Below are 24959 nucleotides of genomic sequence, written 5' to 3' on the forward strand. Positions count from 1 at the left end.
GGAAGAACGTGCCACTCGCTCGTTATCGCCGCTCCGGCGCCGGACTCATCCCCCAACGCGCGGACCGAAACACGTCCCGGAAATGGACCACGCTCACCCACGGTGAACTGCGACAACGCCCCACTTTGGCCGGGCACCGCGCCGTGACCTGCCCGGCCGGGCCGACACCGATCGCACCCTCACCCTCGCCCGCATCACCACCCTTCGCCCGCACCGCGACGAGCCTGCCGCTGCCCGTCGGCGTACTCGCCGCCGCCTGCGCGTGCTTCGCCGGCCGCCGCTGATCCCGCTGATCTGGTCGGCACACCCGCACTGACAAGCGAAAACGCTTCCTGGCGCCACTACGACCTCGTCATGGCGCCTTCTTGGCGCGCCATGACGATGCCACCGACAGCAGTAACCAGCAAAAGGAGAGCACATGTCCAACGCGCAACGGCGAGGGTTCCTCGCCGCAGTCACACTCGCGATCCCGCTCGTGGTCGCCGCCACTCCCGCCGCATCCGCGAAGGCGGAGCCGAAGATCGAAGTCTCCGGCGGGGTGACTCAGCCCGTCTTCTCCTACGAGGACGCCATCCGTGAGCACGTCCGGGTGGAGTCGACGGTCGACAGTGACGGTGATGGCAAGAAGGATCTGATCCGGGTGGACATCATCCGGCCGAAGGAGTCCAATCCCGGGCTCAAGGTCCCGGTGATCATGCACGAGAGCCCGACCTTCGACGAACCGGGTGCCGGCTACGAGAATGACCACAAGAAATACGACGCGAACGGGAACGCGACGAAGTTCCCGCTGTATTACGACAACTACTTCGTGCCCCGCGGGTACGCGTTCGTGTCCGTCGACATGGTCGGCACCAGGTTGTCCGACGGCTGCCCGACCTCCTACGGCGCTCCCGACGTGCTGGGCGGCAAGGCGGTCATCGACTGGCTGAACGGCCGGGCGACCGCCTTCGACGACAAGGGCGATCCGGTCAAGGCCACCTGGACCACCGGACGCACCGGGATGATCGGCCACTCCTATGAGGGAGCGCTCGGCGTCGGCGTCGCCGGCACCGGCGTGCAGGGGCTGGAGACGATCGTGCCGCTCGCGAGCTACACCAGCGGCTACGAGGCGAGCCGCATGAACGGCACCATCTCCTGGTTCAGGGGCGTGCAGGAATTCATGGCCAAGCGGTTCGACACCGATCCGGATGAGAAATGCGCGGCTGAGCACGAGCGCCTGCGAGAGGGCGAGGACGACGCCACCGGCAACTACAACGCCTTCTGGGACGAACGCAACTACCGGACCGGGCCGATCTCGAAGGCGCGCAACATCCACGCCAGCGTCTTCGCCGTTTACGGCATGCAGGACCGGGCCGTGGTGGGCAGCCAGTTCGCCCAGTGGTGGGCCATGCTGCCCCGAAACGTGCAACGCAAGGCATGGGTGACGCAGTACGGGCACCTCGACCCGTTCTGGGCCCGCCGCGAGGTGTGGCTCAACACCCTCAACAAGTGGTTCGACCACGAACTCATGGGCATCTCCAACGACATCATGCGCGAGCCGCGCGTCGATCTGCAGCTCGGCCCGAACCGGTGGATCACCCAGGCCGACTGGCCGGCGCGGGCGCGGACGACGACCCTGCGGCCGCAGCAGGACGGCTCCCTGGGCCGCAAGCCCTCGACGACCGGCTCGGGCAGCTATCTCGACACCGCCCAGACCGAGATCGCGATGGCCGACAACCCCGCCACCACCAACCCCAACCGGCTCGCCTTCCTGACCCCGCCGCTGAAGGACGCGATGCGGCTGTCCGGAACGCCGTCGGTGAGCCTGCGCCTCAAGCTGGACAAGCCGACCGCCAACCTGGGCGTCCTGCTCGTCGACTACGGCACCGACACCCGCATCAACTACCGCGAACGCACCGCGACGTCCGCGGAAGGCCTCAAGTTCATCGGTGGCAAGGACTGCGTCGGCCAGGGCACGGCCGATGACGACGGCTGCTACTTCAAGGTCGGCGACAACACGGCGACCACCGGCTTCCACGTGGTCACCCGCGGAATCATGGACGCGCAGAACCACAAGTCGCTCAGCCGCCAGACACCGCTGACACCGGGCAAGTCCTACCAGATCACCTGGAAGACGCTGCCGCTGGACTACGAGTTCAAGGCCGGGCACCGGCTGGGCCTGGTGCTGACCGGAACCAACGACGACTTCAACATGGACGAGACCGGCCACGGCACCGGGGACGACGCCGAACCCGGCACCGGGGCCAAGGTCACCGTCGACCTGGCCGGCACCTCGATCTCGCTGCCACTGGTCACCGGCACGTCCATCAAGTAACAACAAAATCAATGTTCGCCTACGGCCGCGGCCACGCCGGCCGCGACCGTAGGCATGACGTTCCGGGCGCGGCGCGGGGCGCGCTATTGCCGGGTGCGGCGGAACGCCACCAGCGCCACGTCGTCCTCCCGGGCACCGAACTGCTTGATGAGCCGGTCGCAGAAGAGCTCCAGATCGTCTTCCACGACCTCCGCCAGGTGCCGCACGATCTCCAGGCTCTCGTCGAGCAGCTTGTCGCGGTCCTCGATGAGCCCGTCGGTGAACATCAGCACCGAACCGCCCTCCGGAAGGGTCAGCCGGTCGACCCGGTAGGTCTCCTCGGCCACGCCCAGCAGCAGGTTGCCCAACCGGTGGTAGCCGGCCTCCCCGTCGCCGATGAGCAGCGGCGGGATATGGCCCGCGTTGGCGATCTGTACCTCCCCGGTCAGCGGGGCGATGAGGATCAGGCACACCGTGGCGGTCATGCCGGGGTGGTATCGCCGCAGCACGTTGTTGAGCAGGGCCATGGACGCGCCGAGGTCCACCGTCCCGATGAGGGAGGCGCGCAGCGCGTGGCGCAGCTCCGCCATGACCGTCGCGGCGAGCAGGGAGTGCCCCTGGACGTCGCCGATGGCGATGAGCACCTGCTCGCCCATCCGCAACACCTCGTAGAAGTCGCCGCCGACCTCGATGTTGTCGACGGCCGGCTGGTACCGCCAGCTGATCACGAGGCCGGGCGTCTCCGGGATCCGCGCGGGCAGGAGGCTGCGCTGCAGGGTGAGGGCGATCGCGTGCTCCTCGGCGTAGGCGCGCAGGGCGTCCACGGCCAGTGCCAGGGCCTGGCCGAGCTGGCGCAGGATGTTCAGCTCGTCCCCGTCGAGCGGCGGGAGCGCCTCCATTCCCAGGTAGACGGGAGGGCGGCCGACCTTGGTCCGGCAGAGCACGGCCGAGACGTCTCCCTCGATGGCCGCGTCGGGCATCAGCTTCATCCAGTCGGCGACCGGGACCGTGAAGACCTCCGTCCCCGCCGAGTTGCCCAGGGACATCGCGCTGAGCCTGGGCAGCGTGTCCGGCGCCGATGTCTTGGACACCGCGACGCTCTCCGGCGGCAGGGCGGCGAACCTGCGAATCCGCCCGTCGGGCGGGAGCGCGAGCGTGCCCGCCTGCCGGCCGAGGATGCGGGCGGCACCCTCGACGGCCTTGGCGAGGAGTTCGTCGAAGGTGTCGGCGGAGTTCATCGCCAGGGTGACCTGGGTGAGGGCCGCCAGCCGCTGGGCCATCCGCTCGGCTCGCTGCCGCGCGCGGTAGTAGCGCAGCGTGGCCTCGACCGTCGCCGCGAACTCGTCGGGCTCGACCGGCTCCGCCAGATAGGCGTCGGCCCCCCGTTCGAGACCCTGGGCGCGATCGGCGGGGGCGATCGCCGCGCCGGAGATCTGGATGACGGGGATCGAGGAGGTGGCCGCATCCGCCTTGATCTGCTCGCAGACCTCGTAGCCGCTGATGTCGGGCAGCCGCACGTCGAGGACGACCAGGTCCGGCCGCAGTTCCTTCACCTTGGCGAGCGCCTCCAGGCCGCCGGTGGCCTGCATCACCTGATGCCCCGACCGCCGTAGCCAGCTGGACAGGATGTAGAGCTTGGTCGGCGTGTCGTCCACGACCAGCACCGTCGCCGGTCCTTCATTCATCGCCGCGCCCCAGGGCGCTCCGTACGGCTTCCAGGAGATCTTCCCTGCGCAGACCATGTTTGGGGATCACCGTGTGGGCGTCCTGCGGGTACTGGTTCGAGGTCGCCACGGTCACCACGACCACCGGCACCTCGCGCAGCCGCTCGTCGTCGGCCATCCGCTGCATCAGGGCCGCGCCGTCGAGCCGGGGCATCAGCAGGTCCACCAGCGCGACGTCCGGCGGCTGCCGCTTCATCGCCTCCAGCGCGACCAGCCCGTCGGGGGCCTCGTCGACGTGGGCGGCGAACCCGGTGAGCATCCGCCGGATGGTGGCGCGGAACTTCTCGTCGTCGTCCACCACGAGCACCCGGTCGATCACCGGTGTCCTGTCGTGCTGGTACGGCAGCCGCAGGACGGCCGTGGTGCCCTCGCCGGCCGTGCTGGTCAGCTGGAGCGTGCCCGCCATCGCCTGGGCCAGACGGCGGGCGTACGGCAGGCCGAGGCCGGTGCCCTTCGCGCGAACCTGGATCGGCCCCGGCACCTGGAAGAACTCCTCGAAGACGCGCTCCAGGTGCTCCTCGGGGATGCCGATCCCGCTGTCGGCCACCTCGAAGACCATCTCCTCGGTGGCGGCGTCGAGGCCCACCTCGAGCCTGACCGCGCCCTCCTCGGTGAACTTCAGCGCGTTGGACAGCAGGTTGCGCAGGATCCGGGTGAGCATCACCTCGTCCACGAACAGCTCCGTCGCCCCGTCCGCGACCTCGACCGAGAGCGTGATCTGGTCGCTGCCGCTGGTGGGGTGCAGCGTCATGCGCAGCCGTTCGGCCAGCGCGACCAGGTCCACCGCGGACGGCTGCGGGTCGAGCCGCCCCGCCTCCGCCTTGGCCATGTCGAGCAGCTCGCTCACCAGCGTCAGGAGGGTCTCCGCCGAGGAGCCGATGAGCTGGATCTGGTGCAGCTGCTCCTGCGCCAGCGGATCCCCGCCGGGCCCCACCAGGAGGCGGACCAGGCCGATGATCGAGTTGAGCGGGGTGCGCAGCTCATGGCTGACCGTGGCCCAGAATCTGTCCTTGGCATCGCTCGCCTCCCGCAGCTGCGCGGACTTCTCGTCCAGCTCCGCGTAGAGGGCCACGACGCCGCGGTTGGTCTCCTCCAGCTCCTCCGAGAGCTGGTTGTACAGGGCGAGCACACCCTGGTTGGTCTCCTGCAACTCGGCGTTGAGCTGCAGGACCTCCTCCAGGGTGGTCGCGAGCTCGTGGTTCTGCCGGCGCAGCTCGTCCAGGGCGGTCGTCGGCGTCAGCTTGGCGAGCCTGGCCCGTATCTCCTCCACCGAAAGCGTCGGCTGGCCGCTGGGAAGCCGTTTGAGCATCTGTATTCGTCCCCCGGCGGGGTCCAGCTCGATCACGTCGACGAGACGCCCCGCCAGCGTCACGCCGTCCGCCTGACTGAAATCGGTCGTTGCCGCCATGTCGACAGTGATGAGCAGGCCGTCTCTCCTGAGGAGGAAGGCGATGAACGCGTCTGCACCCTCACCCAACACCTCCCGCCCGATCTCACTCAGCGCCGTGGCCACCCGGATCTGGTCCTGGGTCTCCAACCCGACCGTCTCCGCAACCTCTCTGCCCAGCTTGCGCATGGCAAACACGCCCTGGTCGTCCTGGACGTGGACCCGGATCAGCTCGTCCCCGGTCATGTCATCCGTCATGTCCACGGCCTCAGGGTCACCACGCAGGCGTCGTCCCTGCGGGTTCCCGCGTCGCGCAGCATCGTGGCGGCGACGACGACGGGGGGCCGGGTGAGGAGCCCGGGATAGGAGGTGATGTCCCAGCGGTCGGAGAGCCCGTCGGAGTGGAGCACGACCATGCTGTGCGGCGGTACGGCGTATTCGTACTGGCGCAGGGTGCGGGCCTGGTGACCGGCTATGCCCGGCACCGAGATCATCCCCTGGCGGCCTTCCTGGTGTGTGATCCACGCCGAGACGTTGCCGAGACCGGCGAAGGTCACCATGCCCTCCGTTCGGTCGATGCTGGCCACGGCGACCGCGCCGCCCCTGGTCTGGCCGAGCCCGCGATGGATCCGCTCCAGGACGGTGATCGGGGCGAGGTCGGCGTTTTCGAGGAACAGCCGTACCGCCTCCTGCGAGGCGTAGGCCGCCGCGCTGCCGTGGCCGAGCCCGTCGCAGAGCATCACGTTCGTCGTGGCGTCGGTGTCGGTGACCGCGAACGCGTCACCGCAGACGGTCTCCTCGCCGATCGGCCGGGTCATGCCGCTCACCCGCGTGGCGGGGCGCGGGGCGCCGCGCGCGGTGAAGTACATGCCGAGCACTGTGCCCCGCCCGGGTATGGAATGAACCTCATAACCGCTGGCCATCCGCGCGATGCCGCCCAGGCCGATGCCGAGCGTGCCCGTGGTGGAGTAGCCGTCGCGCAGGGCGCGGGAGACGTCGCCCATACCGGGCCCCCGGTCGATCGCGACGACCTCGACCGCCGTGTTCAGCTCGGGATGCGGCCGGATCAGCATGACCCCCTCGACGGCATGCTTGACCAGGTTCGAGGCGGCCTCGCTCACCGCGACGGCCACCTGCCCGGCGTCCTCCTCGTCGAATCCCCGGGACTCGGCGAGGGCGACGGCGGCACGGCGGAGGGCGCCGATCGCGCTCGCGTCCTCGGCCCTCACCCAGGTGTCGTTCTGGGAACGGATCACCTCGCCCATTTCGTCACCGTGACCAGCGTCCCCTCACCGGGAGCCGACTGCAGGTCGAATTCGTCGACCAGGCGGCGGGAGCCGCTCAGACCGAGGCCGAGACCGCCGCCGGTGGTCCACCCGTCGGTGAGCGCCTGCTGGATGTCCGGAATGCCGGGACCGTTATCGCTGAAGGCCAGACGCAGGCCGCGCCGTATGCCGTTGTTCACGATCTCGATCCGCACCTGGCCGCCGCCTGCGTAGACGAGCGCGTTGCGAGCCAGTTCGCTGGCCGCGGTCACCACTTTTGTCTGGTCGACGAGAGACAGGCCCACGTTCACGGCGACGGTCCTGACGCGCTGGCGCACCAGGACGACGTCGCTGTTGCTCTTGATGGGCAGCTCGTCGGAGGTCGTCACCGGGCGGCCGTGACGATCTGTGCGCCGTCGAGGTGGTTCAGCAGCGCGACGCCCTTTTCGAGGTTGAGCGCGGTACGCACACCGCCGAGCGACAGGCCCAGCTCCACGAGGGTGATGGCCACCGCGGGCCGCATGCCGACGACGACCGTCTCGGCGTCGAGCATGCGGGAGATCGCGGCGATGGTGGCCAGCATGCGCCCGATGAACGAGTCGACGATCTCCACCGCGGTGATGTCGATGATCACACCACGTGCGCCGGTCGCGACCACCTGGTCGGCCAGATCCTCCTGGAGCGCGAGCACGCTCTGATCCTGGAGATCGATCTGGATGGAGACGATGAGAATGTCGCCGAGTTTGAGGACGGGTACTCGATCCATCAGTCCTCCACTGTCCGGACGGCGATGCGGGTCCCCCGGTTCTTGACGAACTCGAACCCGCTCTCCCGCAGCGCGTGCGCGAGCGCGTCGGCGAGTGAGGCCTTGGTCACGATGTCACCGAACTCGATTCCGAGGGTGACGATGGTGTGGGCGATCTGCGGGCGGATGCCGGAGATCACGCACTCCGCGCCCATCAGCCGCGCCGCCACCACGGTCTTGAGCAGATGCTGGGCCACCTGGGTGTCCACGGCGGGCACGCCGGTGATGTCGATGACCGCGTGCTCGGAACCGGTGTCGACCAGGGTCTGCAGCAGTTTCTCCATCACCACCTGGGTCCTGGCCGAATCGAGCGTGCCGACCAGCGGCACCGCGACGATGCCCTCCCAGAGCTTGACGACCGGGGTGGACAGCTCCAGCAGCTGCTCCGCCTGGTCGATGATGACCTTCTCCCTGGCCGCGGCGTAGCTCTCCATCGTGAAGAGCCCCAGGTCGTCGATCACCCGGGAGAACCAGATGAAGCCCCGCAGGGCCTCGGGGGAGCCGTCGTCCTCGACGACCTCGTAGAGCGCCTCCTTCAGCCCGAACACCACGACGGCGGTCTCGGTCGGGGTGAACCCCTGCCGGGCACGGGAGCGGGAGAGCTCGGCGAGCAGCCCTCGCAGGTCGCTGGAGTCTCCGGTGGGGCTGTCGAACGACTGGCGCAGCACCTGGTAGAGCTCGCGGAGCTGGCCGATCAGACTGCCCCGGTCCGTGTGGCCGTTGGAGGAGGCGGCGGAGGCCAGCCCAAGCCATCGTTTGAAGATGGATTCCTCGTTCTCCTGCAGAAGCTCTACGATGCGACGCCGACCGGCGTCCGCGTGGACGGACAAGGTAACTCCCATGCACGTGCAGCAGATGGACAGCTCGCACGAAAGATTACACTGAACGTCCTGCTTAGGGCCTATTTAAGGGGCCTGTGAGGCGGTATGCCAGGGGGTCGGCAGCCTCGGATCGAGATCGGGCCGGTTGGTGTGACCGCCCACCTCGGGAGCCTCGCCGTGACGCGGTCACCTCCCGGAAGCCGGGACCGGCACGGTCGTGATCGCCCTTCACGAGATCTCCGATCACCGGATGGGACGCCGGATTCCATCCCGGTTCCACCCGGATCCCACCCTGGCCCTCGGTCCGTCCGGTACGACGGGAAAGCGGCGTGGAGATGATGGAGACGACATCTGTCGGCGGGCGGCGATGGCCGGCAACTCCTGGAGCGGCGGCTGGGCGGCTGGGCGGCGGGCAGTGGGCGGCGGGTGGCGGGAACGGGCGGCGGCCAGGCCGGCACGTCGATCGGGGCGGTGCGATCGCCGTCTCGATCCCGGTGGCGGACTCTTCTGATTTCAGGCTAGAGAGGTAGTGCGGCACATTTCAATGCGAGACCTTGCCCTGGAAAGGCTTTATGGGCTGCACTGGCGGTGCGCGAAAACTGTACAAAAGCCCCAAAAGAGACAGTGGTCGGTCGAGGTTTGGATTGCTACCATAAGGCAAATCTGCCGAGATGTTAGGGTGCAAGTTGTCTCGGAGACCGATGTGACAGGCGGGAAAGAAGTGGCCTGAGCTGTGAAAACACGCTCAGGGTTAGGTGGCACCGCGGAGCTGGCGCGCCGGGTGTGGTTACGGCGAAGCGGCGTTCTTCCCAATTAGCCTGTACAGCGAGCTCACTTGTGAAATAACGTAACTGAACTGAAATCGCCTGATCATGATCCCGGCGATACTGTCGCCGCACCACAAATATGCGGATGAGAGCAGGAGACCCCCCAATGTCGTCCGGAATCACGGCGGACCCGGTGGGCATGGAGCCCGGCAACGGCTGGGTTCGTCCTTCGTGCCCGGAAGCGGTCTCCCTCCCGATGTCTTCCCCTGCTGACAAGGCGGTGATGCGATGACGGTCCGCCTTCTGACCAACATTGGCCGGCTTTGGACCGGCAATGACGTGTGCAGCAATGCCGCGATCCTGGTGCACAACGACCGGATCGCCTGGGTCGGCCGTGCCGCCGACCTGCCGCAGAGCGTCCCCGGTGTGGTGGACGACATCGTCGATGTCGACCACGTCGAGAACCTGGGCGGCGCGCTGGTCACGCCTGGTCTGATCGACGCCCACACCCATCCGGTCTACGCGGGCAACCGCTACGCCGAGATGGCGATGCGCTCCGGCGGCTCCACGCCGTCGGCCATCACCGCGGCCGGTGGCGGCATCGGCTCCACCGTCACGGTGACCCGGGGCACCGACCCGTGGACCCTGTGCAACGGTGTCCGTGAGCGCCTGCGCGACTGGCTGCTCAGTGGCACCACCACCGTGGAGGCCAAGACCGGCTACCACCTCACCCGCGACGGCGAGCTGGCCGACGTGCGGCTCCTGCGCGAGCTCGAAAAAGAGCCGATGATGCCGCGCGTGCACGTGACGTTCATGGCCGCGCACGTCGTCCCGCCGGAATACTTCGGCCGTCAGCGCGACTACGTCGAGGCCGTGGGCGCCTGGTGCGCCGACGCGGCCGCGGCCGGAGCCGACAGCGTCGACGTCTACTGCGACGAGGGTCACTTCACCACCGACGAGGCCCGCTGGGTCCTCGCCTCCGGCCGTAACGTCGGCCTGCTGCCGCGGGTGCACGCCGGCGCCTACAGCCGGCGCGGAGCCGTCCAGCTCGCCGCCGAGCTCGGTTGCGCCTCCGCCGACCTGCTTCACCACACCTCCGACGAGGACATCGCGATCCTGGCTCGCTACGGCGTCCCCGCCGTGGTCTGCCCGGGAACCGCCCTGCAACGCGGCAGCCTGCCGCCGGTCCGGCGCATGCTCGCCCAGGGTGTCACGGTGGCCCTCGGCAGTGACCACAACCCGGGCCACTGCGGGATCACCTCGATGTCACTGGTCATCAGCCTCGCCGTGGCCGCCTTCGGCATGAGCGTCAATGACGCGCTCCGCGCCGCCACCCTCGGCGGAGCCACCGTTCTCGGCGTCCCCGACCGCGGCGTCCTGGCACCCGGCCGCCTGGCCGACATCGTCCAGTGGGACGCCGACCACGAAGGCGCCTTCGCCTGGGCCTTCGGCCTCAAGCCTCGCCGGGTCTGGCGCGGCGGCACCCCCGTCCAGTAAGCCGAAGCCGAACTCCCGGGATCGGATTCACCGGGGTCGGGTTCACCGGGATCGGATTCATCGAGGCCGCGATCGCCGCGCCGACAGGCGGGTCACGACACAGGTCGCGGCACAGGTCGCGGCACGGAGAGTGAACCGATGGTCACTGCAGCCTCGGTTAAGCGATCTCTTCCAGGTAATGTCGGTATATGTCGCCATCGGTCGCCGTCGTCACGGACTCCACCGCGTATCTGCCGTCGGAGGAGCTCTCCCGCCTGGGGATCACCGCGGTGCCGCTCCAGGTCGTGGTGGGTGGCCGGGCACTCGACGACGTGGCGCAGATCGACGGCGCGCTGATGGGCGACGCCCTCCGGGAGTGGGCTCCCGTAACGACCTCACGGCCCGCTCCTCAGCGTTTCGCGGACGCCTACGACGAGGCGGCGGCCCGAGGCGCGGCCGGTGTCGTCTCCATCCACCTGTCGGGGGAGATGTCGGGCACCGTCGAGGCGGCCCGCGCCGGAGCCGAGGACTCGCTGATCCCGGTCGAGGTCATCGACAGCAGGTCGATCGCCATGGGCCTGGGGTTCCCTGTCCTCGCCGCCGCCGAAGCGGCGGCGAGGGGCGAGACCCGGACCGAGGTGGCCGACGCCGCTCGCCGGTGCATGCGCTCCACCCGCAGTTTCTTCTACGTGGACACCCTGGAGTACCTGCGCAGGGGAGGCCGTATCGGCGCGGCGGCGACCCTGCTCGGATCTGCCTTGATGATCAAACCGCTGTTGCACATCGCCGACGGCGTGATCGTCCCGCTGGAGAAGGTCCGCACCGCCGCCCGAGCCATCGCCCGCCTTGAAGACCTCGCCGTCCAGGCCGCCGGAACCGGCCCGGTGGACGTCGCCGTCCAGCATCTCGCCGCCCGATCGCGCGCCGAGACCCTGGCAGCGTGTCTGCCCCAACGCATCCCGGGGCTCGCCAAGGTCACCGTGGTCGAAGTCGGCGCGGTCATCGGTGCGCACGCGGGCCCCGGCATGCTCGGCCTGACCGTCTCGCCCTCCTGCTGAACCTCCGTCCTGTCTTCCGAACCTCCCGAACTTCTCGTGCCTCTCCCCGAACTCCTCTTGCCTCTCCCCGAACTTCTCGTGCCTCTCCCCGAACTTCTCGTGCCTCTCCCCGGGCTCCTCCTCTCTCTTCCCGAACTCCGGCTCGGTCTCCTCTTCGGCCCCGGCTCGCCCGTTCGCCTGCGGCACGGGCGCTGAGAAGTTCCGCTTTCTCCTGAAAGACGGGGTGTCCACCCCGGGTACGCGATGACCGGTCGTAACCGGCGAGGGACGCCTGCGCTGTGACCGTGATCGAGGCCCGCCCCGCTTTCGGGCACGGCATGCTCTCCTGGCGCGTCGACCTCTCAGGCCCGAGGTGTCCACAGCCCTGCCGCAGCTCAGGCCCGAGGTGTCCACAGCCCTGCCGCAGCCTCGACAGGTTGTCCACAGAGCCGAGTTCGGCAGAGACTCGCCCGGTGGTGCCGTCATAGCGTCCTGGATGTGCGGACCACGGATCATGTCACCGAGCGATTCCGAGCCGAGTCACGGCTGCGGATGCTGACGACGTTCAACTTTCCCGATCCCGTGGCTTTCCCGCCACTTCCGCTGCGACCCGTCCAGCGATCCCAGCCCGCCCACCCCGACGGTGCCCTCCCATCCGATGGTCCTGCCCGGGCCGACGGCTCGGCTGATCCGAACGACTCCCATCACGACAGCCCCGAAGCCCCGGGTGGTCCGGCCTGGGACGGTGGCTTCCCGCAGCCGGGTGGTCCGGCCGTTCCGAGCGGCCGAGTTCGTCCCGGCGGTCCGGCCGTCCCGGGTGGTCAGCCTGGTCGGGGCGATCTGGACGGCCGGTTCCAAGGTGGTGCTTCCGAAAGGCGGCTCGGCGCCTCGCCCATCCCAGGTGATCTGCCCGGTCGGGGTGATCGGGGTGATCTGGATGGCCGGTTCCAAGGGGGTGCTTCCGCAAGGCGGCCCGGCGGCCCGGTCGTCCCGGACGGGTCATCCGGTTCTGTTGACGGTTCTGTTGACCAGAGCGGTCTGGGTGGCAGGGCTCGAGATGGAGGCTTCGCCGGCGCGGACGGTTCGGCACGCCTCGACGGTCCTGCGGCTCGGATGCGCTCAGCGCCGATGCCGCCTTCCTTCGAAACCCTCCGCAGGCTCGTCGCCACTCAGGGCCCGGTGCTCGCTCCCGGCCGCCCAGGACTACGCCTGCTTCTCCTCATCGCACTGGCCGCGGCCATCGCCGGTGGCGTCCATGCCTGGCGGTCCCAGCCGCAGCCCGAGCCCCTCGCTCCGCCTCAACCCGTCTCCGGCTCCCTCCGTACGGCGCCGGCCTCCCCTCTTCCCCCGCGGGCCGTTTCCCCTTTCCCCACTCCCGGGTCAGGTGCCGTCCTCGAGGTCACCGTTCACGTCACGGGCAAGGTCCACCGCCCCGGGGTGATCACCCTGCCCCTCGGCTCCCGGGTGACCGACGCGCTCCAAGCCGCCGGAGGCGTCCGGAAGGGGACCGGCGCCGGTGCTCTCAACCTCGCCCGCAAGCTCGTCGACGGCGAGCAGATCGTCGTGGGCATGCCCGGTTCCGCCGCCGCGCCCATAGTGGCTGACCCGGCCGCGGTCGTCCTCGACCTCAACGCCGCCACCCCGCAGCAGCTCGAACAGTTGCCGGGCGTCGGCGAGGTGCTCGCCCGCCGCATCGTCGAATACCGCGACGGCCACGGTGGCTTCCGCGCCGTCGAGCAGCTCCGGGAAGTCAGCGGCATCGGCGACCGGAAGTACGCCGAGATGAAAGACAAGGTCCGCGTATGAACCGCCGCTTCCGAGGGAGACGGCCATGCCCCCAACTTTCACAGGGGAACGTTCGAAAGGGAACGGCAACGACCGTCGGTTCCCCGGGCACGGCCATGATCCGCCGTTTCCAGGAGGCATGGCGATGACCCGCTTCAGTGCCTTCGCCGTGATCCACGATGACGGCCTCGCCGAGAGGGGCCTGCCCGCGCACGCTCTCCACCTGGTTCTGCCCACCCTGGCCACCTGGGTGATCGCGATCGTCCTTCTGGGCTGCCCGCCCGTCGTGGGCGCCGCGGTGGCGGTGACCGCGGCCGCGGGGGCGGCCTTCGTGGCCATGAGGATCATCTCCCCGGGGGGTGCCGGCTGGCGGAACGCGACGATCGCGACGCTGGGATGTGTGGCCGCGGTGGCCGGCGTGGTGGCTTTTCACGTGCACGCGGTCAGCGCGGGACCGGTGGCCGAGTTGGCGGCGAGGCGGGCTTCCACGCAGGTCGAGGCGGTGGTGACAGACGACCCCCGGCAACTGACGCAGCGTGGAGGGCGGTTTCGGAGGGAGAGTTTCGTGGTCCATGCACGGGTTGAGTCGATCGGGGCGGGAGCGGCCAGGACGGCGGTGCGGGTTCCGGTGGTGATGCTCACCTCGGGGGAGGGGTGGCGGTCGTTGTCGCCCAGCCAGCGGATCGTCGTTCAGGGACGCTTCGGCCCGGCCGACTCCGGCGAGTTGCTCGCGGCGATCGTGCTGGTGCGGGGACCGCCGCGTGTCCTGAGCGCTCCTTCATGGGCCCAGCGTGTGGCCGGGACGCTCCGGTCGGGGCTGCGGGAGGCCGCCGACGTGCTTCCTCCGCTCCAACGGGGTCTATTGCCGGGGCTCGTGGTCGGTGACGTCTCCCGTATGGACGGGCAGGTCAGAGCCGACTTCAAGGAGGCCGGCCTCAGCCATCTCACCGCGGTGTCCGGGGCCAATCTGGCGATCGTGGCGGGCGCGGCGGTCGCGCTCGCCCGGACGGCGGGGCTTCCTCTCACGGTCCGGGCGGCGCTGGCGGCGTTCGCCATGCTCGCCTTCGCGGTCGTCGCCCGTCCTTCGCCCAGCGTGCTCCGCGCCCTTCTGATGGGAACCGCCGCCTCCGTGGCGCTCGGTACCGGCCGCTCACGTGACGGTGTCGCAGCCCTGTCGGCGACCGTCCTGGGGCTGGTCCTCTTCGACCCCGCTCTGGCCCGGTCCTATGGGTTCGCCCTGTCGGTCTGCGCCACCGGTGGCATCCTCGTTCTCGCCCCCCGCTGGCGAGAACGCCTCGCGACGCGGATGCCCCGCTGGGCGGCCGAAGCGGTCGCCGTGCCCGCGGCGGCCCAAGCGGCCGTCACTCCGGTGCTGGTCCTGATGTCCGGGCAGCTCGCGCCGGTGGCGATCCCCGCCAACCTGCTCGCAGGTCCCGCCATCGCACCGGCCACCCTGCTCGGCTTCCTCGTGGCGCTGGTCGCGCCCTTGCACATGGGGCTCGCCCACCTGCTCGTCCGTCCGGCGGGCCTGGCCACCGGATGGATCATCGAGGTCGCGGAACACGCCGCGCGTCTTCCACTCGCCACGATCCCATGGCCGGGCGGCATCACCGGACTGGTCGCGCTGGCCGCCGCGGTCACGGCCATCGCCCTGGCACTGCGGCGTCGCCGGCTGCGTCGGGTCGCGTTGGCTGTCGCGGCGGGCACGGTGGTCGCGGTCGCCGTGGCAGGGCCGGTCATGGTCCGCTGGCCGCCCGAAGGCTGGGTGCTGGTCGCATGTGACGTCGGTCAGGGTGACGCGCTGCTGGTCGCCGCGGGTCCGGGTCGTGCGGTCGTGGTGGACGCCGGGCCCGACCCGGTGCTGATGGACCGGTGCCTGCGGTCCATGGCGGTCCGGGAAGTGCCGCTGGTCATCCTCACCCATCCGCACTTCGACCACGTCGGTGGATTGGACGGGGTCTTCCGGGGGCGCCGGGTGGGAGCGGTGGTGGTGACTCCACACCGGGTCGCCGAGAGGGAGAGCAGCCGGCTGAGCGGTGACCTCGCCCGCCGCCGGGTCGTCGAGTGGGTGGCCAGGCCAGGCGTGAGCTGGCGCTTCGGCCCCTCCGAACTCACGATCATCGGCCCATCGGTCGAGACGTTCCCGGCGGGAGATGGAGAAGGGGCGGTCGTCAACAACGCCAGCGTCGTGGTGCACGTGCGTTGGGCGGCCGGCACCGCGCTGCTCAGCGGTGACATCGAGGCCGAGGCCCAAGCGGAGTTGCTTCGGCAGGGCTTTCCGCCGGTCGACATCCTCAAAGTCCCCCATCACGGATCAGCCGGACATGATCCCGCCTTCTTCGCGGCGGCCGGTGCCCGCTCGGCGCTGATCAGCGTCGGAGCGGACAACGACTACGGCCATCCCGCCCCCTCGACCCTGGCCCGGCTGAACGGCCTGGGGACGCGCGTTCACCGTACGGACCTGTCGGGAGATCTTGCCGTGGTGACCAGGGAAGGAAGCCTGGCCGTCGTCTCCCGAGGGCACCACGGCTGACTCGTCGCACGGTCTATCCCGTCTCCGCTCTCTCCCCCGCGGAGGTCGGCTGTGTTCACTACGGAGCTGTGTTCACTACGGAGCTGTGTTCACTACGGAGCTGTGTTCACTACGGAGAGGTGTTCACTACGGAGAGGTCGGTCATCGGCCACGTGGAGGTCGGCCGTATCGGCCGTATCGGCTGTGCGGAGGTCAGGGCGTGCTCGTGGCCGGGCGACGGAACTCGGTGTCCACGTCGGCGGCGTAAACCGACCGGCTGCAACGCGCGCAGCGATACATGATGGGGCCCTCGTCGAGGATCGTCCCGCAGTGCGGGCAGGCATGGCGGCAGGTAGTGGAGTTCATCGTGGGTTTCACCTCCTTGCTCGCGCCAAGGCTGCCCCATGCCGCCTGCATTCGAATTGCGAACGGCTTGCTGATTGCGATTTGGTCACCGGTACGTGGCATGCTGCTGAGCATGGCGGCAACCGATCCAGCACCCGTGATCCTGATACTCGGCGACGAGGAGTTGCTCGCCGACCGCGCGGTGGGCGAGGTGATCGCGGCGGTCCGGGCGGCGGATCCGGGCACCGAGGTGCACGACCTCGTCGGAGGAAAGGTGGAGCCGGGAGAGCTGACCCGGCTGACCTCGCCCTCGCTGTTCGGCGACAGGTCGGTGGTGGCGATCCGCTCGGCCCAGGATCTGGTCAAAGACGTCATCTCCGAGATCGTCTCCTACACCGCGCGTCCGGCGGAGGACACCGTGCTGGTCCTCGTCCACCCGGGCGGGGTCAAAGGCAAGGCACTGGTCGACGGGGTCAAGAAGGCCGGTGCCCAGGTGGTCGTCGTCACCAAGCTGACCAAACCGGCCGAACGGCTCGCATTCATCAAGGCCGAGCTGAAACGAGCGGGGCGTAACATCGGCGCCGACGCGGCGGGAGCCCTGCTCGACGCGGTGGGAAACGATCTCCGTGAGCTCGCCGCCGCGTGCAGCCAGCTCGCCTTCGACACCCCGGGCAAGACCATCGATGAGGCGGCCGTCGCCCGCTACCACCGTGGCCGGGCCGAGGTCAGCGGGTTCACCGTGGCCGACTCCGCCGTCGAGGGCCGCCTGGGTGAGGCCCTCGAACAGCTCCGTTGGGCGCTCGCCACCGGAACGGCCCCCGTCCTGCTGGTGAGCGCGCTCGCCGGAGGGTTGCGCTCGCTGGCCAAAGTGGGCGGTGCCCCGCGAAACCTGCGTGGCGGGCAGCTCGCCAGCCATCTCGGCATGCCGCCCTGGAAGATCGACCGGGTTCAGCGGCAGCTGAACGGCTGGGGCCCGGACGGCATCGCCCGTGCGCTTCAGGCCGCGGCCACCGCCGACGAGCAGGTCAAGGGCGGTGGCGCGGATCCGGCTTACGCTCTGGAGCACATGATCCAGGTCGTCGTCGCCAGCCGTACGGGGCGTTAGACGGACTGTGTGCTCGCGCGGACGCGGGTGCGCCGGGGCGGGGGAAGCTGGCCCGCGACGGTCGCGCCGAGGGCCAGGGCGAAGCCGATGAGCTGGAGCGGGCTCAGGGACTGGTCGAGGAAAAGCCAGCCGAGCACCGCCGCCGTGAGCGGACTGAGAGTGCCCAGCAGCGACACCTGGGGGGCGGGTAGCCGGGAGATACCGCGAAACCACAGCGTGTAGGCGGCAGCGGTGCCGACGAGCCCCAGCCAGAGGTAGCCGCCGACGGCGGCCGCGTCCAGCGCGGGCGGCATGCCCTCGACGGCGAAGGCCACCGGGGCGATCATCAGGCCGCCCGCGGTGAGCTGCCAGCCGGTGAGGGCCAGGTCTCCCACGCCCGACGGTTTGCCCCAGGAACGCGTGAGGACGAGGCCGGTGGCCATGCCCGTCGCGGCGACGATACCGGCGATGATGCCGATGACGTCGAGAGCCGCGTTGGCTCGGAGCACGACGAGGGAGACGCCGACCGTGGCCACGATTCCGGCGAGGACGCGGTGGATCGGGACGTTCTCGCGCAGCGCCGTGCGCGTCAATCCGGCGACGAGGAGGGGCTGGATGGCACCGAGGACCGCCGCGACGCCTCCGGGCAGCCGATAGGCGGACAGGAACAGCAGGGGGAAGAACATGCCGATGTTCAGCGCGCCCAGGACCGGCGCCCGCCACCACCAGTCGCCTCGGGGAAGCACCCGCGTCATGGCGATCAGCAGGAGTCCGGCGGGGAGGGCGCGCAACAGGGCGGTCAGCAGTGGCCGGTCCGGGGGGAGGAATTCGGTGGTCACGATGTAGGTGGTGCCCCAGACCGTAGGGGCGAGGGCGGTGGTGGCGACCAGGATGGGACGTGAGGCGGGCACGGGGGTCTCCTTCAAGCAAGCTCAATAGTAAGTAACTTAGCACTAAGCTATTTAGTGTCAAGTTAGGATGGCGCCATGGGAGAAGACCCGGTTGACCGGATCGTGTCGCAGTGGCGGAGAGAGCGGCCCGATCTGGAGCCGTCGCCGATGGGCGTCTTCGGGCGGATCTACCGCATCGCCCGGCTCATGGGCGACCGCATGGAAGAGGTCTACGGGGCTTACGGCCTCGGTCGGGGCGAGTTCGACGTGCTCGCCACCCTCCGTCGTGCCGGCGAGCCGTACACGCTCTCGCCCAAGGCCATGACCGCCACCCTCATGCTGACCTCCGGCGGCATGACAGGGCGGCTCGACCGGCTGGAACGGGCCGGACTGGTCGCCCGCACTCCCGACCCCGACGACCGCCGGGCGCTACGCGTCAGCCTGACAGCCCGGGGGCTTCAGACGATCAACGAGGCCGTGACCGCGGGGCTGGGGCCTCAGCACGAGGCGCTGGCCGGACTGTCGCCGCAGGAGCGTGAGCGTCTGGGTGATCTGCTCAGGACATTGATGGGCGCCCTGGAATAGCCCGCTCGTCCGCCGACGGGGCGATCAGGTCCATCCGTCTGTGGGCCTGCCGGCGGGTTCATCCGGTCTGTGGGCCTGCCGGGACGGGTCGCGCGTGACGGGCGGGAACGCGATCCGGACCCGCCCTCCGGCGGGGTCTGTCCCGGCAAGGTCGAACCCACCGAACCCACCGAACCCACCGAACCCACCGAACCCACCGAACCCACCGAACCCACCGAACCCACCGAACCCACCCGAGCCTCCGGGGGCGACGGGGCGTGAAATGCGCCCTGCCCGGGAACGCCAAGACGCCGCACCCCTTTGGAGGATGCGGCGTCTGGAAGAGCGAAGAGCCTGGACTACTTGGCGGCCGACAGCTCGACGACGCGCTGGGCGATCGCCGACTTGCGGTTGGCGGCCTGGTTCTTGTGAATCACGCCCTTGCTGGCGGCCTTGTCCAGCTGACGGGAGGCGGCGCGCTGGAGCGCGACGGCCTCGTCGACGTTGCCCTGGTCGGCAGCCTCGCGGAACTTGCGGACCGCCGTCTTCAGGGACGACTTGACAGCCTTGTTACGCAGCCGGGCCTTCTCGTTCTGCCGGTTGCGCTTGATCTGGGACTTGATGTTCGCCACGAAGAAGCCTCGGTGAATGTCGTCGGAGTGGGGCGCGCGGGCAGAGAGGGCGCGCCACACGCAGTTGAACAGGCTACCAACTGCCAGGACGGTCGCTCAAATCGACTGCCTGGACAGAGGGATGCCTGATCAGTTTACCGTGCCGTCGTCATGGGTGGGACCAGAAACGCTCGTATTCCGCCCAGTCCTCCGCCGTGGCCGCGAAGTCCACGTAAAGCGCCAGCCCGAACCGCTCGCGGGGCTTGCCGTGGGAGGTCAGCGCCAGCCGGGCGCCCTCGGCCGCGGTCTTGACGCTCTCCGCCGCGTCGGACCACGCCACGCCGTGGTCATGATAGGCGGGAGCGCCGATCAGCAGGGTCTTCTCCGGCGGCACGAGCTCCAGCGCGAGGGTGGCCTGCCGTACGACATAGCCGCCGTAGAGCAACTCGGAGGGCAGGAAGGAGTCGTAGGTCATGATCGCCACCTGGTCGGTGCGGGCCACCACCTCCCGGAAGTAGTCGGGCGACCAGTACTTGTCGTGGCCGATGACGGCGCGCACGGCCGGGCGCGTCAGCGGGAAGGGCTCGATCTGCGGGGTCGAGGTGGAGACCAGGCGGTCGCCGACGATCGCGCGCGTCCGGGTCAGCAGATCCAGGAAGTCGCCGTCGCCGCTGCCGACCGGTTCGAAGTTGTAGTGCACGCCGTCGAAGCCGAGCGCCACGATCTGGCTCACGCCGTCCAGCACGCGCTGCCTGGCGGCCGGGTCGTCGAGGTCGAGAACACCGTCGACCTTCTGCCCGAGCCAGGCCGACACCCGGACCTTGGGCAACTCCGCATGCCACCATTTCAGGAAATTTTTCGCTTCGGGGTATTTCGCGGCCGGAAGGGCCCCGTCGCCGTCGAACGGGCCCGCATGGACGTAGACGTCCTTGACGCCCGTCTTGCGTAGCCGTGCGGCCAGGTCCTTCACGTCGGCGGCGTCCTTACGGCCGTCCACCCACGCGTGGCCGAGCCAAAGAGCGTCGTTGCCGGTGGCCTTCGCCCATGGGGCGGGTGTCCCGGTAAACTGGATCGTGAGGATGGCCGCGGCCACCCCTGGAAGCACAAGGAGCACTGCCGCCACCACCGCGAGAAACCGCAGGCCGCGCCGTGCTCTGGTCCGGGCAATCACCCGGACATGTCACCATGGAAGACGGCTGGTATGCCAGTCGTCGATCGTCATCAATCCCGTCGAAACGGACACCGGTGCGCATTCAGCCTGGCCAGACCGATCCCGCGGTGATCCGCAACTTCTGCATCATCGCGCACATCGACCATGGCAAGTCGACGCTTGCCGACCGCATGTTGCAGATCACCGGCGTGGTCGACGATCGCTCCATGCGCGCCCAGTATCTCGACCGGATGGACATCGAGCGCGAGCGCGGCATCACCATCAAGTCGCAGGCCGTCCGGTTGCCGTGGCAGATGGGTGACACCGGCTACGTCCTCAACATGATCGACACTCCTGGGCACGTGGACTTCACCTACGAGGTCTCCCGCTCGCTCCAGGCGTGCGAGGGCGCGATCCTGCTGGTCGACGCCGCGCAGGGCATCGAGGCGCAGACCCTGGCCAACCTCTACCTGGCCATGAACAACGACATGACGATCATCCCGGTGCTCAACAAGATCGACCTGCCGGCCGCGCAGCCGGAGAAGTACGCCGCGGAGATCGCCCACCTGATCGGCTGTGAGCCGGAGGACGTGCTCAAGGTCTCCGGCAAGACCGGCGTGGGCGTCCGGGAGCTGCTCGACCACGTCGTCCAGAACGTTCCGGCCCCGGTCGGCGACGCCGACGCGCCCGCCCGCGCGCTGATCTTCGACTCCGTCTACGACACCTACCGCGGTGTGATCACCTACGTCCGGGTCATGGACGGCCACCTGGGCAAGCGTGAGCGCATCCTGATGATGTCCACCACCGCGGCCCACGAGACGCTGGAGATCGGCGTCATCTCGCCGGAGCCCAAGATCGCCGACAAGGGCCTGGGCGTCGGCGAGGTGGGCTACCTCATCACCGGCGTGAAGGACGTCCGCCAGTCGCGGGTCGGTGACACGGTCACCTCCGTCGCCCGGCCGGCCACCGAGCCGCTCAGCGGCTACGAGCACCCCAAGCCCATGGTGTTCTCGGGCCTGTACCCGATCGACGGCGACGACTACCCCGAGCTTCGCGAGGCGCTGGACAAGCTCCAGCTCAACGACGCCGCCCTGGTCTACGAGCCGGAGACCTCCGCGGCCCTCGGCTTCGGCTTCCGCTGCGGCTTCCTCGGCCTGCTCCACATGGAGATCGTCCGTGAGCGCCTGGAGCGCGAGTTCAACCTCTCGCTCATCTCCACCGCGCCCAACGTGGTCTATCGGGTGATCATGGAGGACGGCAAGGAGGTCACGGTCACCAACCCGTCGGAGTTCCCCACGGGCAAGGTCGAGAAGGTCTTCGAGCCCATGGTGAAGTCCACGGTGCTGGTCCCCTCGGAATTCATCGGCGCCATCATGGAGCTCTGCCAGAACCGCCGGGGCAACCTGCAGGGCATGGACTACCTGTCCGAGGACCGCGTCGAGATCCGCTACACCATGCCGCTCGGCGAGATCATCTTCGACTTCTTCGACCAGCTCAAGTCCCGCACGCGCGGCTACGCCTCGCTGGACTACGAGCCCTCGGGCGAGCAGGAGTCCGACCTGGTCAAGGTCGACATCCTGCTCCAGGGCGAGGCGGTGGACGCCTTCAGCGCCATCGTCCACAAGGACAAGGCCTACGGCTACGGCGTCGAGATGGCCAAGAAGCTTCGCGAGCTCATCCCCAGGCAGCAGTTCGAGGTCCCGATCCAGGCCGCCATCGGCGCCCGCGTCATCGCCCGAGAGAACATCCGCGCCATCCGCAAAGACGTCCTCGCCAAGTGCTACGGCGGTGACATCTCCCGTAAGCGCAAGCTGTTGGAGAAGCAGAAGGAAGGCAAGAAGCGGATGAAGATGGTCGGCCGCGTCGAGGTGCCCCAGGAGGCCTTCGTCGCCGCGCTGTCCACCGAGTCCTCCGCCGACAAGGTCAAGAAATAGCGTCTCCCCGGCTCGGGGCGGCCCCGAGCCGGGGAGGTCGTGCGGGCGGAACCGCCGCAGATCCGGGTCCTACGGCCCCGCCCGGTCCGGGGGCGGTGCCTCAGCGCAGGACGCTGTAGAGCACCGAGGTGAGCGAGGCCTTGGCGTCGTCCTGGTCGATGGACCACATCATGGAGCCGCCGAGACCCCTGAGACGGATGTAGGCCGCCTTCTGCAGCACCGAGGCCGGGTCGTCGTAGGACCAGAACTCGTTGCCGTCGTAGATCCAGGTGGTGCCGGTCCGCAGGTCGCGGTAGCGCTTGCCGGGCTTGTTCACCAGGTTCTTGTAATCGTCGCTGCCCGCGGCCCAGGTGCCGGGGGCGGGACCGGTGGCGGTGCCGTACAGGCCGCTCGTGCCGCCGGTGACGCCGGTCCAGCCCTGGCCGTACGCCGGGACGCCGACCACGATCTTCTTGGCCGGGGCGCCGCGTGACAGGTAGTCGCGGACGGTCTGGTCCACGCTGTACTTCACCGGGCCGGGGTCGCGCCGGTCGGTGAACAGGTTGCCGTTGTGGCCGGTGACGTTCTCCCACGGGCCGTGCAGGTCGTAGCCCTGGACGGTGGCGAAGGTGAGCTGCTTGAAGACCTCGCGGACCTCGAAGCCCGCGTCGATCTTCGCCACCGCGGCGGGCAGGTAGGCGGTCAGCTCGCTGCGCCGGTCGAACTCGTTCAGCCGGTGGCGCAGTTCGGTGGCGAACAGAGTGAAGTTCTGCTTGTCCTCGGGCCGGATGACGTTGCCGTCGTTGCCGGAGGAACCCGGCCACTCCCAGTCCAGGTCGATGCCGTCGAAGACGCCGGCCCCGCTGCCGGGCGCGATGCCGGGCAGGTCACCCTTGAGCCAGAGGTCCACGCAGGAGGCCGCCAGCTTGGCGCGCCCCTCGGGGGTGAGCACCGCGTCGGAGAAGTACTTCGAGCCGCTCCAGCCGCCCAGGGAGATCAACACCTTGAGACCGGGGTGCTTGGCCTTGAGCTTCTTCAGCTGGTTGAGGTTGCCGTTCAGCGCCTGGCCCGCGGTGTCGGCGACGCCGTCCACGCTCTGCTCGGCGGGCACCGGGCGTTGCCAGTCGGCCCAAGCGTCGGAGGAGACGCAGTTCGTAGACTCGGGCGATCCGGGCGTCAACGGTCCGTCGCGGATTCGCCGCACGGGCGGCGGTCGCCTCGTCGCGCGGGCGGCCGTCATGGTGGCCGTCATGGCGGCACGGCCGATGTTTCGGGCATCGCGGCGGGAGCGGCAGACTTGGTGTCGTGCCATCCACTCTTCCCGACGGCGATCCCGTACCGGCCTCCGGCCGGCTCCCCGACAGCGCGCTCCACGGGCTCGGCGGGCGGCCCTTCGGCTTCTACGTCCACGTGCCCTTCTGCGTGACCCGTTGCGGTTACTGCGACTTCAACACCTACACGGCGTCCGAGCTCGGTCCCGGCGCCTCGCACAAGGACTACGCCGACACCGCCATCGACGAAGTACGGCGGGCACGCGCCAACCTCGGCGCCGTGGACCTGCCGGTCGAGACCGTGTTCTTCGGAGGCGGCACCCCCACCCTGCTGCCCGCGGGAGACCTGGTCAGGATCCTGGGCGCGATCGAGGAGGAGTTCGGGCTCGCCGCCGGCGCCGAGGTGACCACCGAGGCCAACCCGGAGTCGGTGGACCCGGCCTATCTGGCCGAGCTGCGCGCCGGCGGGTTCACCCGGATGAGCTTCGGCATGCAGAGCGCCCGCGAGCACGTGCTCACGGTGCTGGAGCGCCGGCACACCCCCGGCCGCCCGGCGCGCGCCGTACAGGAGGCCAGGGACGCCGGGTTCGACCATGTCAACCTGGACCTGATCTACAGCACGCCGGGGGAGAGCGACGACGACTGGCGGGCCTCGCTCGCGGCGGCGATCGAGGCCGGGCCCGACCATGTTTCGGCCTACTCGCTGATCGTGGAGGACGGCACCAGGCTGGCGGCCAGGATCCGGCGCGGCGAGCTGCCGATGCCCGACGACGACGTGGCCGCCGACCGCTACCTCATCGCCGACGCCATGCTCGCCGAGGCCGGATTCGAGTGGTATGAGGTGTCCAACTGGGCGACCTCGGAGGCCGGGCGCTGTCGGCACAACCTCCTCTACTGGACCGGCGGCGACTGGTGGGGCGTCGGCCCCGGCGCGCACAGTCACGTCGGCGGCACCCGCTGGTGGAACGTCAAGCATCCGGCGGCCTACGCTCAGCGCCTGGCCTCCGATGTCTCGCCCGCGCACGCGCGCGAGGTGCTCGCCCCGCGGGACAGGGCGGTGGAGCGGCTGATGCTGGAGCTCAGGCTCGCCCAGGGCTTCCCGCTCAAGGAGATCGAACGGCCGCCGGTGGTCGCCCGGGCGCTGGCCGACGGCCTGCTGGAGGTGGAGCCGTTCAAGGCGGGCCGCGCGGTGCTGACGCTGCGAGGCCGCCTGCTGGCCGACGCCCTGGTGCGCGACCTGACCTGAGGACGCCGGAGCC

22 protein-coding genes are annotated in these 24959 nt (G+C 69.5%); 10 read left to right on the forward strand and 12 right to left on the reverse strand.

What is annotated here, in order from left to right; genetic code table 11:
- Positions 1–418 precede the first annotated feature (418 nt).
- Positions 419–2314 carry a CocE/NonD family hydrolase gene (locus tag ACQPYK_RS12170; RefSeq protein WP_433254229.1) on the forward strand — a complete coding sequence of 632 codons (1896 nt, stop codon included), beginning with the start codon at positions 419–421 and terminating at the stop codon, positions 2312–2314.
- 83 nt (positions 2315–2397) lie between these two features.
- Here ACQPYK_RS12170 and ACQPYK_RS12175 read toward each other — a convergent pair whose 3' ends face one another.
- Genes ACQPYK_RS12175 through ACQPYK_RS12200 form a run of 6 tightly spaced genes read right to left on the reverse strand, consistent with a single transcriptional unit; the run spans position 2398 to position 8304 of the window.
- A complete protein-coding gene (locus tag ACQPYK_RS12175) occupies positions 2398–3978 on the reverse strand; it encodes a SpoIIE family protein phosphatase (protein WP_433254231.1) in 1581 nt (526 codons plus the stop codon).
- A complete protein-coding gene (locus ACQPYK_RS12180; protein ID WP_433258772.1) occupies positions 3971–5662 on the reverse strand; it encodes an ATP-binding response regulator in 1692 nt (563 codons plus the stop codon). The genes ACQPYK_RS12175 and ACQPYK_RS12180 overlap by 8 nt, the downstream gene beginning before the upstream one ends.
- Entirely contained in the window at positions 5659–6669 is a 1011-nt protein-coding gene (locus tag ACQPYK_RS12185) for an ATP-binding protein (protein ID WP_433254233.1), read from the reverse strand. Before ACQPYK_RS12185 ends, ACQPYK_RS12180 begins: the two co-directional genes overlap by 4 nt.
- Entirely contained in the window at positions 6657–7058 is a 402-nt protein-coding gene (locus ACQPYK_RS12190) for an anti-sigma regulatory factor (RefSeq protein WP_433254235.1), read from the reverse strand. The genes ACQPYK_RS12185 and ACQPYK_RS12190 overlap by 13 nt, the downstream gene beginning before the upstream one ends.
- Entirely contained in the window at positions 7055–7435 is a 381-nt protein-coding gene (locus ACQPYK_RS12195; RefSeq protein WP_197048557.1) for an STAS domain-containing protein, read from the reverse strand. The genes ACQPYK_RS12190 and ACQPYK_RS12195 overlap by 4 nt, the downstream gene beginning before the upstream one ends.
- Positions 7435–8304 carry an STAS domain-containing protein gene (locus ACQPYK_RS12200; RefSeq protein ID WP_433254237.1) on the reverse strand — a complete coding sequence of 290 codons (870 nt, stop codon included), beginning with the start codon at positions 8302–8304 and terminating at the stop codon, positions 7435–7437. Before ACQPYK_RS12200 ends, ACQPYK_RS12195 begins: the two co-directional genes overlap by 1 nt.
- A 1046-nt stretch (positions 8305–9350) precedes the next feature.
- Here ACQPYK_RS12200 and hutI point away from each other — a divergent pair.
- Together hutI and ACQPYK_RS12210 are read left to right on the forward strand one after the other, a co-directional pair.
- Positions 9351–10559, forward strand: coding sequence for an imidazolonepropionase (gene hutI / locus ACQPYK_RS12205; protein WP_433254239.1), 1209 nt, complete (start codon positions 9351–9353; stop codon positions 10557–10559).
- Between the two features lie 188 nt (positions 10560–10747).
- A complete protein-coding gene (locus tag ACQPYK_RS12210; protein WP_433254241.1) occupies positions 10748–11596 on the forward strand; it encodes a DegV family protein in 849 nt (282 codons plus the stop codon).
- Positions 11597–12115: 519 nt separating this feature from the next.
- Here ACQPYK_RS12210 and ACQPYK_RS12215 read toward each other — a convergent pair.
- Positions 12116–12526 carry a hypothetical protein gene (locus ACQPYK_RS12215; protein ID WP_433254243.1) on the reverse strand — a complete coding sequence of 137 codons (411 nt, stop codon included), beginning with the start codon at positions 12524–12526 and terminating at the stop codon, positions 12116–12118.
- A 177-nt stretch (positions 12527–12703) separates the two neighbouring features.
- Between ACQPYK_RS12215 and ACQPYK_RS12220 the strand changes: the two genes are divergently transcribed.
- Together ACQPYK_RS12220 and ACQPYK_RS12225 are read left to right on the forward strand one after the other, a co-directional pair.
- Positions 12704–13381, forward strand: coding sequence for a helix-hairpin-helix domain-containing protein (locus ACQPYK_RS12220; RefSeq protein ID WP_433254245.1), 678 nt, complete (start codon positions 12704–12706; stop codon positions 13379–13381).
- A gap of 124 nt (positions 13382–13505) precedes the next feature.
- Positions 13506–15893: a ComEC/Rec2 family competence protein gene (locus tag ACQPYK_RS12225; RefSeq protein ID WP_433254247.1), complete on the forward strand. Its 2388-nt coding sequence runs from the start codon at positions 13506–13508 to the stop codon at positions 15891–15893.
- A 192-nt stretch (positions 15894–16085) separates the two neighbouring features.
- Here the strand turns inward: ACQPYK_RS12225 and ACQPYK_RS12230 are convergent, their stop codons facing one another.
- Entirely contained in the window at positions 16086–16238 is a 153-nt protein-coding gene (locus tag ACQPYK_RS12230) for a hypothetical protein (RefSeq protein ID WP_433254249.1), read from the reverse strand.
- Positions 16239–16350: 112 nt separating this feature from the next.
- Here ACQPYK_RS12230 and holA point away from each other — a divergent pair, with 112 nt between their 5' ends.
- Positions 16351–17322, forward strand: coding sequence for a DNA polymerase III subunit delta (holA, locus tag ACQPYK_RS12235; RefSeq protein WP_433254251.1), 972 nt, complete (start codon positions 16351–16353; stop codon positions 17320–17322).
- On the opposite strand, the gene ACQPYK_RS12240 is transcribed toward holA, so the two are convergent.
- Complete coding sequence (locus ACQPYK_RS12240; RefSeq protein WP_433254253.1) at positions 17319–18212, reverse strand: EamA family transporter; 894 nt, start codon at positions 18210–18212, stop codon at positions 17319–17321. The two genes, holA and ACQPYK_RS12240, sit on opposite strands and share 4 nt — an antisense overlap.
- A gap of 75 nt (positions 18213–18287) precedes the next feature.
- Here ACQPYK_RS12240 and ACQPYK_RS12245 point away from each other — a divergent pair, with 75 nt between their 5' ends.
- A complete protein-coding gene (locus ACQPYK_RS12245) occupies positions 18288–18776 on the forward strand; it encodes a MarR family winged helix-turn-helix transcriptional regulator (RefSeq protein WP_433254255.1) in 489 nt (162 codons plus the stop codon).
- Between the two features lie 69 nt (positions 18777–18845).
- Positions 18846–19037 carry a hypothetical protein gene (locus ACQPYK_RS12250; protein WP_433254257.1) on the forward strand — a complete coding sequence of 64 codons (192 nt, stop codon included), beginning with the start codon at positions 18846–18848 and terminating at the stop codon, positions 19035–19037.
- Between the two features lie 77 nt (positions 19038–19114).
- On the opposite strand, the gene rpsT is transcribed toward ACQPYK_RS12250, so the two are convergent.
- A complete protein-coding gene (gene rpsT, locus ACQPYK_RS12255; RefSeq protein WP_433254259.1) occupies positions 19115–19387 on the reverse strand; it encodes a 30S ribosomal protein S20 in 273 nt (90 codons plus the stop codon).
- Between the two features lie 148 nt (positions 19388–19535).
- Positions 19536–20480 carry a hypothetical protein gene (locus tag ACQPYK_RS12260; RefSeq protein WP_433254261.1) on the reverse strand — a complete coding sequence of 315 codons (945 nt, stop codon included), beginning with the start codon at positions 20478–20480 and terminating at the stop codon, positions 19536–19538.
- 131 nt (positions 20481–20611) lie between these two features.
- On the opposite strand from ACQPYK_RS12260, the gene lepA reads away from it, so the two are divergent.
- Positions 20612–22450, forward strand: a complete 1839-nt coding sequence (lepA, locus tag ACQPYK_RS12265; protein WP_433254263.1) for a translation elongation factor 4 — start codon at positions 20612–20614, stop codon at positions 22448–22450.
- A 100-nt stretch (positions 22451–22550) separates the two neighbouring features.
- Here the strand turns inward: lepA and ACQPYK_RS12270 are convergent, their stop codons facing one another.
- Entirely contained in the window at positions 22551–23741 is a 1191-nt protein-coding gene (locus ACQPYK_RS12270; RefSeq protein ID WP_433254265.1) for a glycoside hydrolase family 18 protein, read from the reverse strand.
- Between ACQPYK_RS12270 and hemW the strand changes: the two genes are divergently transcribed.
- A complete protein-coding gene (gene hemW, locus ACQPYK_RS12275; RefSeq protein WP_433254267.1) occupies positions 23735–24946 on the forward strand; it encodes a radical SAM family heme chaperone HemW in 1212 nt (403 codons plus the stop codon). The two genes, ACQPYK_RS12270 and hemW, sit on opposite strands and share 7 nt — an antisense overlap.
- The last annotated feature ends 13 nt before the right edge of the window (positions 24947–24959 follow it).

The sequence above is a fragment of the Streptosporangium sp. CA-135522 genome, assembly GCF_050949235.1.
Classification (GTDB): domain Bacteria; phylum Actinomycetota; class Actinomycetes; order Streptosporangiales; family Streptosporangiaceae; genus Streptosporangium.

What these genes read in the sequence shown, in the direction of transcription:
- ACQPYK_RS12170 (WP_433254229.1), top strand. Translation starts at nt 419, where the DNA reads ATGTCCAACGCGCAACGGCGAGGGTTCCTCGCCGCAGTCACACTCGCG.
- ACQPYK_RS12175 (WP_433254231.1), bottom strand. Translation starts at nt 3,978, where the DNA reads ATGAATGAAGGACCGGCGACGGTGCTGGTCGTGGACGACACGCCGACC.
- ACQPYK_RS12180 (WP_433258772.1), bottom strand. Translation starts at nt 5,662, where the DNA reads ATGACGGATGACATGACCGGGGACGAGCTGATCCGGGTCCACGTCCAG.
- ACQPYK_RS12185 (WP_433254233.1), bottom strand. Translation starts at nt 6,669, where the DNA reads ATGGGCGAGGTGATCCGTTCCCAGAACGACACCTGGGTGAGGGCCGAG.
- ACQPYK_RS12195 (WP_197048557.1), bottom strand. Translation starts at nt 7,435, where the DNA reads ATGGATCGAGTACCCGTCCTCAAACTCGGCGACATTCTCATCGTCTCC.
- hutI (WP_433254239.1), top strand. Translation starts at nt 9,351, where the DNA reads ATGACGGTCCGCCTTCTGACCAACATTGGCCGGCTTTGGACCGGCAAT.
- ACQPYK_RS12210 (WP_433254241.1), top strand. Translation starts at nt 10,748, where the DNA reads ATGTCGCCATCGGTCGCCGTCGTCACGGACTCCACCGCGTATCTGCCG.
- ACQPYK_RS12220 (WP_433254245.1), top strand. Translation starts at nt 12,704, where the DNA reads ATGCCGCCTTCCTTCGAAACCCTCCGCAGGCTCGTCGCCACTCAGGGC.
- ACQPYK_RS12225 (WP_433254247.1), top strand. Translation starts at nt 13,506, where the DNA reads ATGACCCGCTTCAGTGCCTTCGCCGTGATCCACGATGACGGCCTCGCC.
- ACQPYK_RS12230 (WP_433254249.1), bottom strand. Translation starts at nt 16,238, where the DNA reads ATGAACTCCACTACCTGCCGCCATGCCTGCCCGCACTGCGGGACGATC.
- holA (WP_433254251.1), top strand. Translation starts at nt 16,351, where the DNA reads ATGGCGGCAACCGATCCAGCACCCGTGATCCTGATACTCGGCGACGAG.
- ACQPYK_RS12245 (WP_433254255.1), top strand. Translation starts at nt 18,288, where the DNA reads ATGGGAGAAGACCCGGTTGACCGGATCGTGTCGCAGTGGCGGAGAGAG.
- ACQPYK_RS12270 (WP_433254265.1), bottom strand. Translation starts at nt 23,741, where the DNA reads ATGGCACGACACCAAGTCTGCCGCTCCCGCCGCGATGCCCGAAACATC.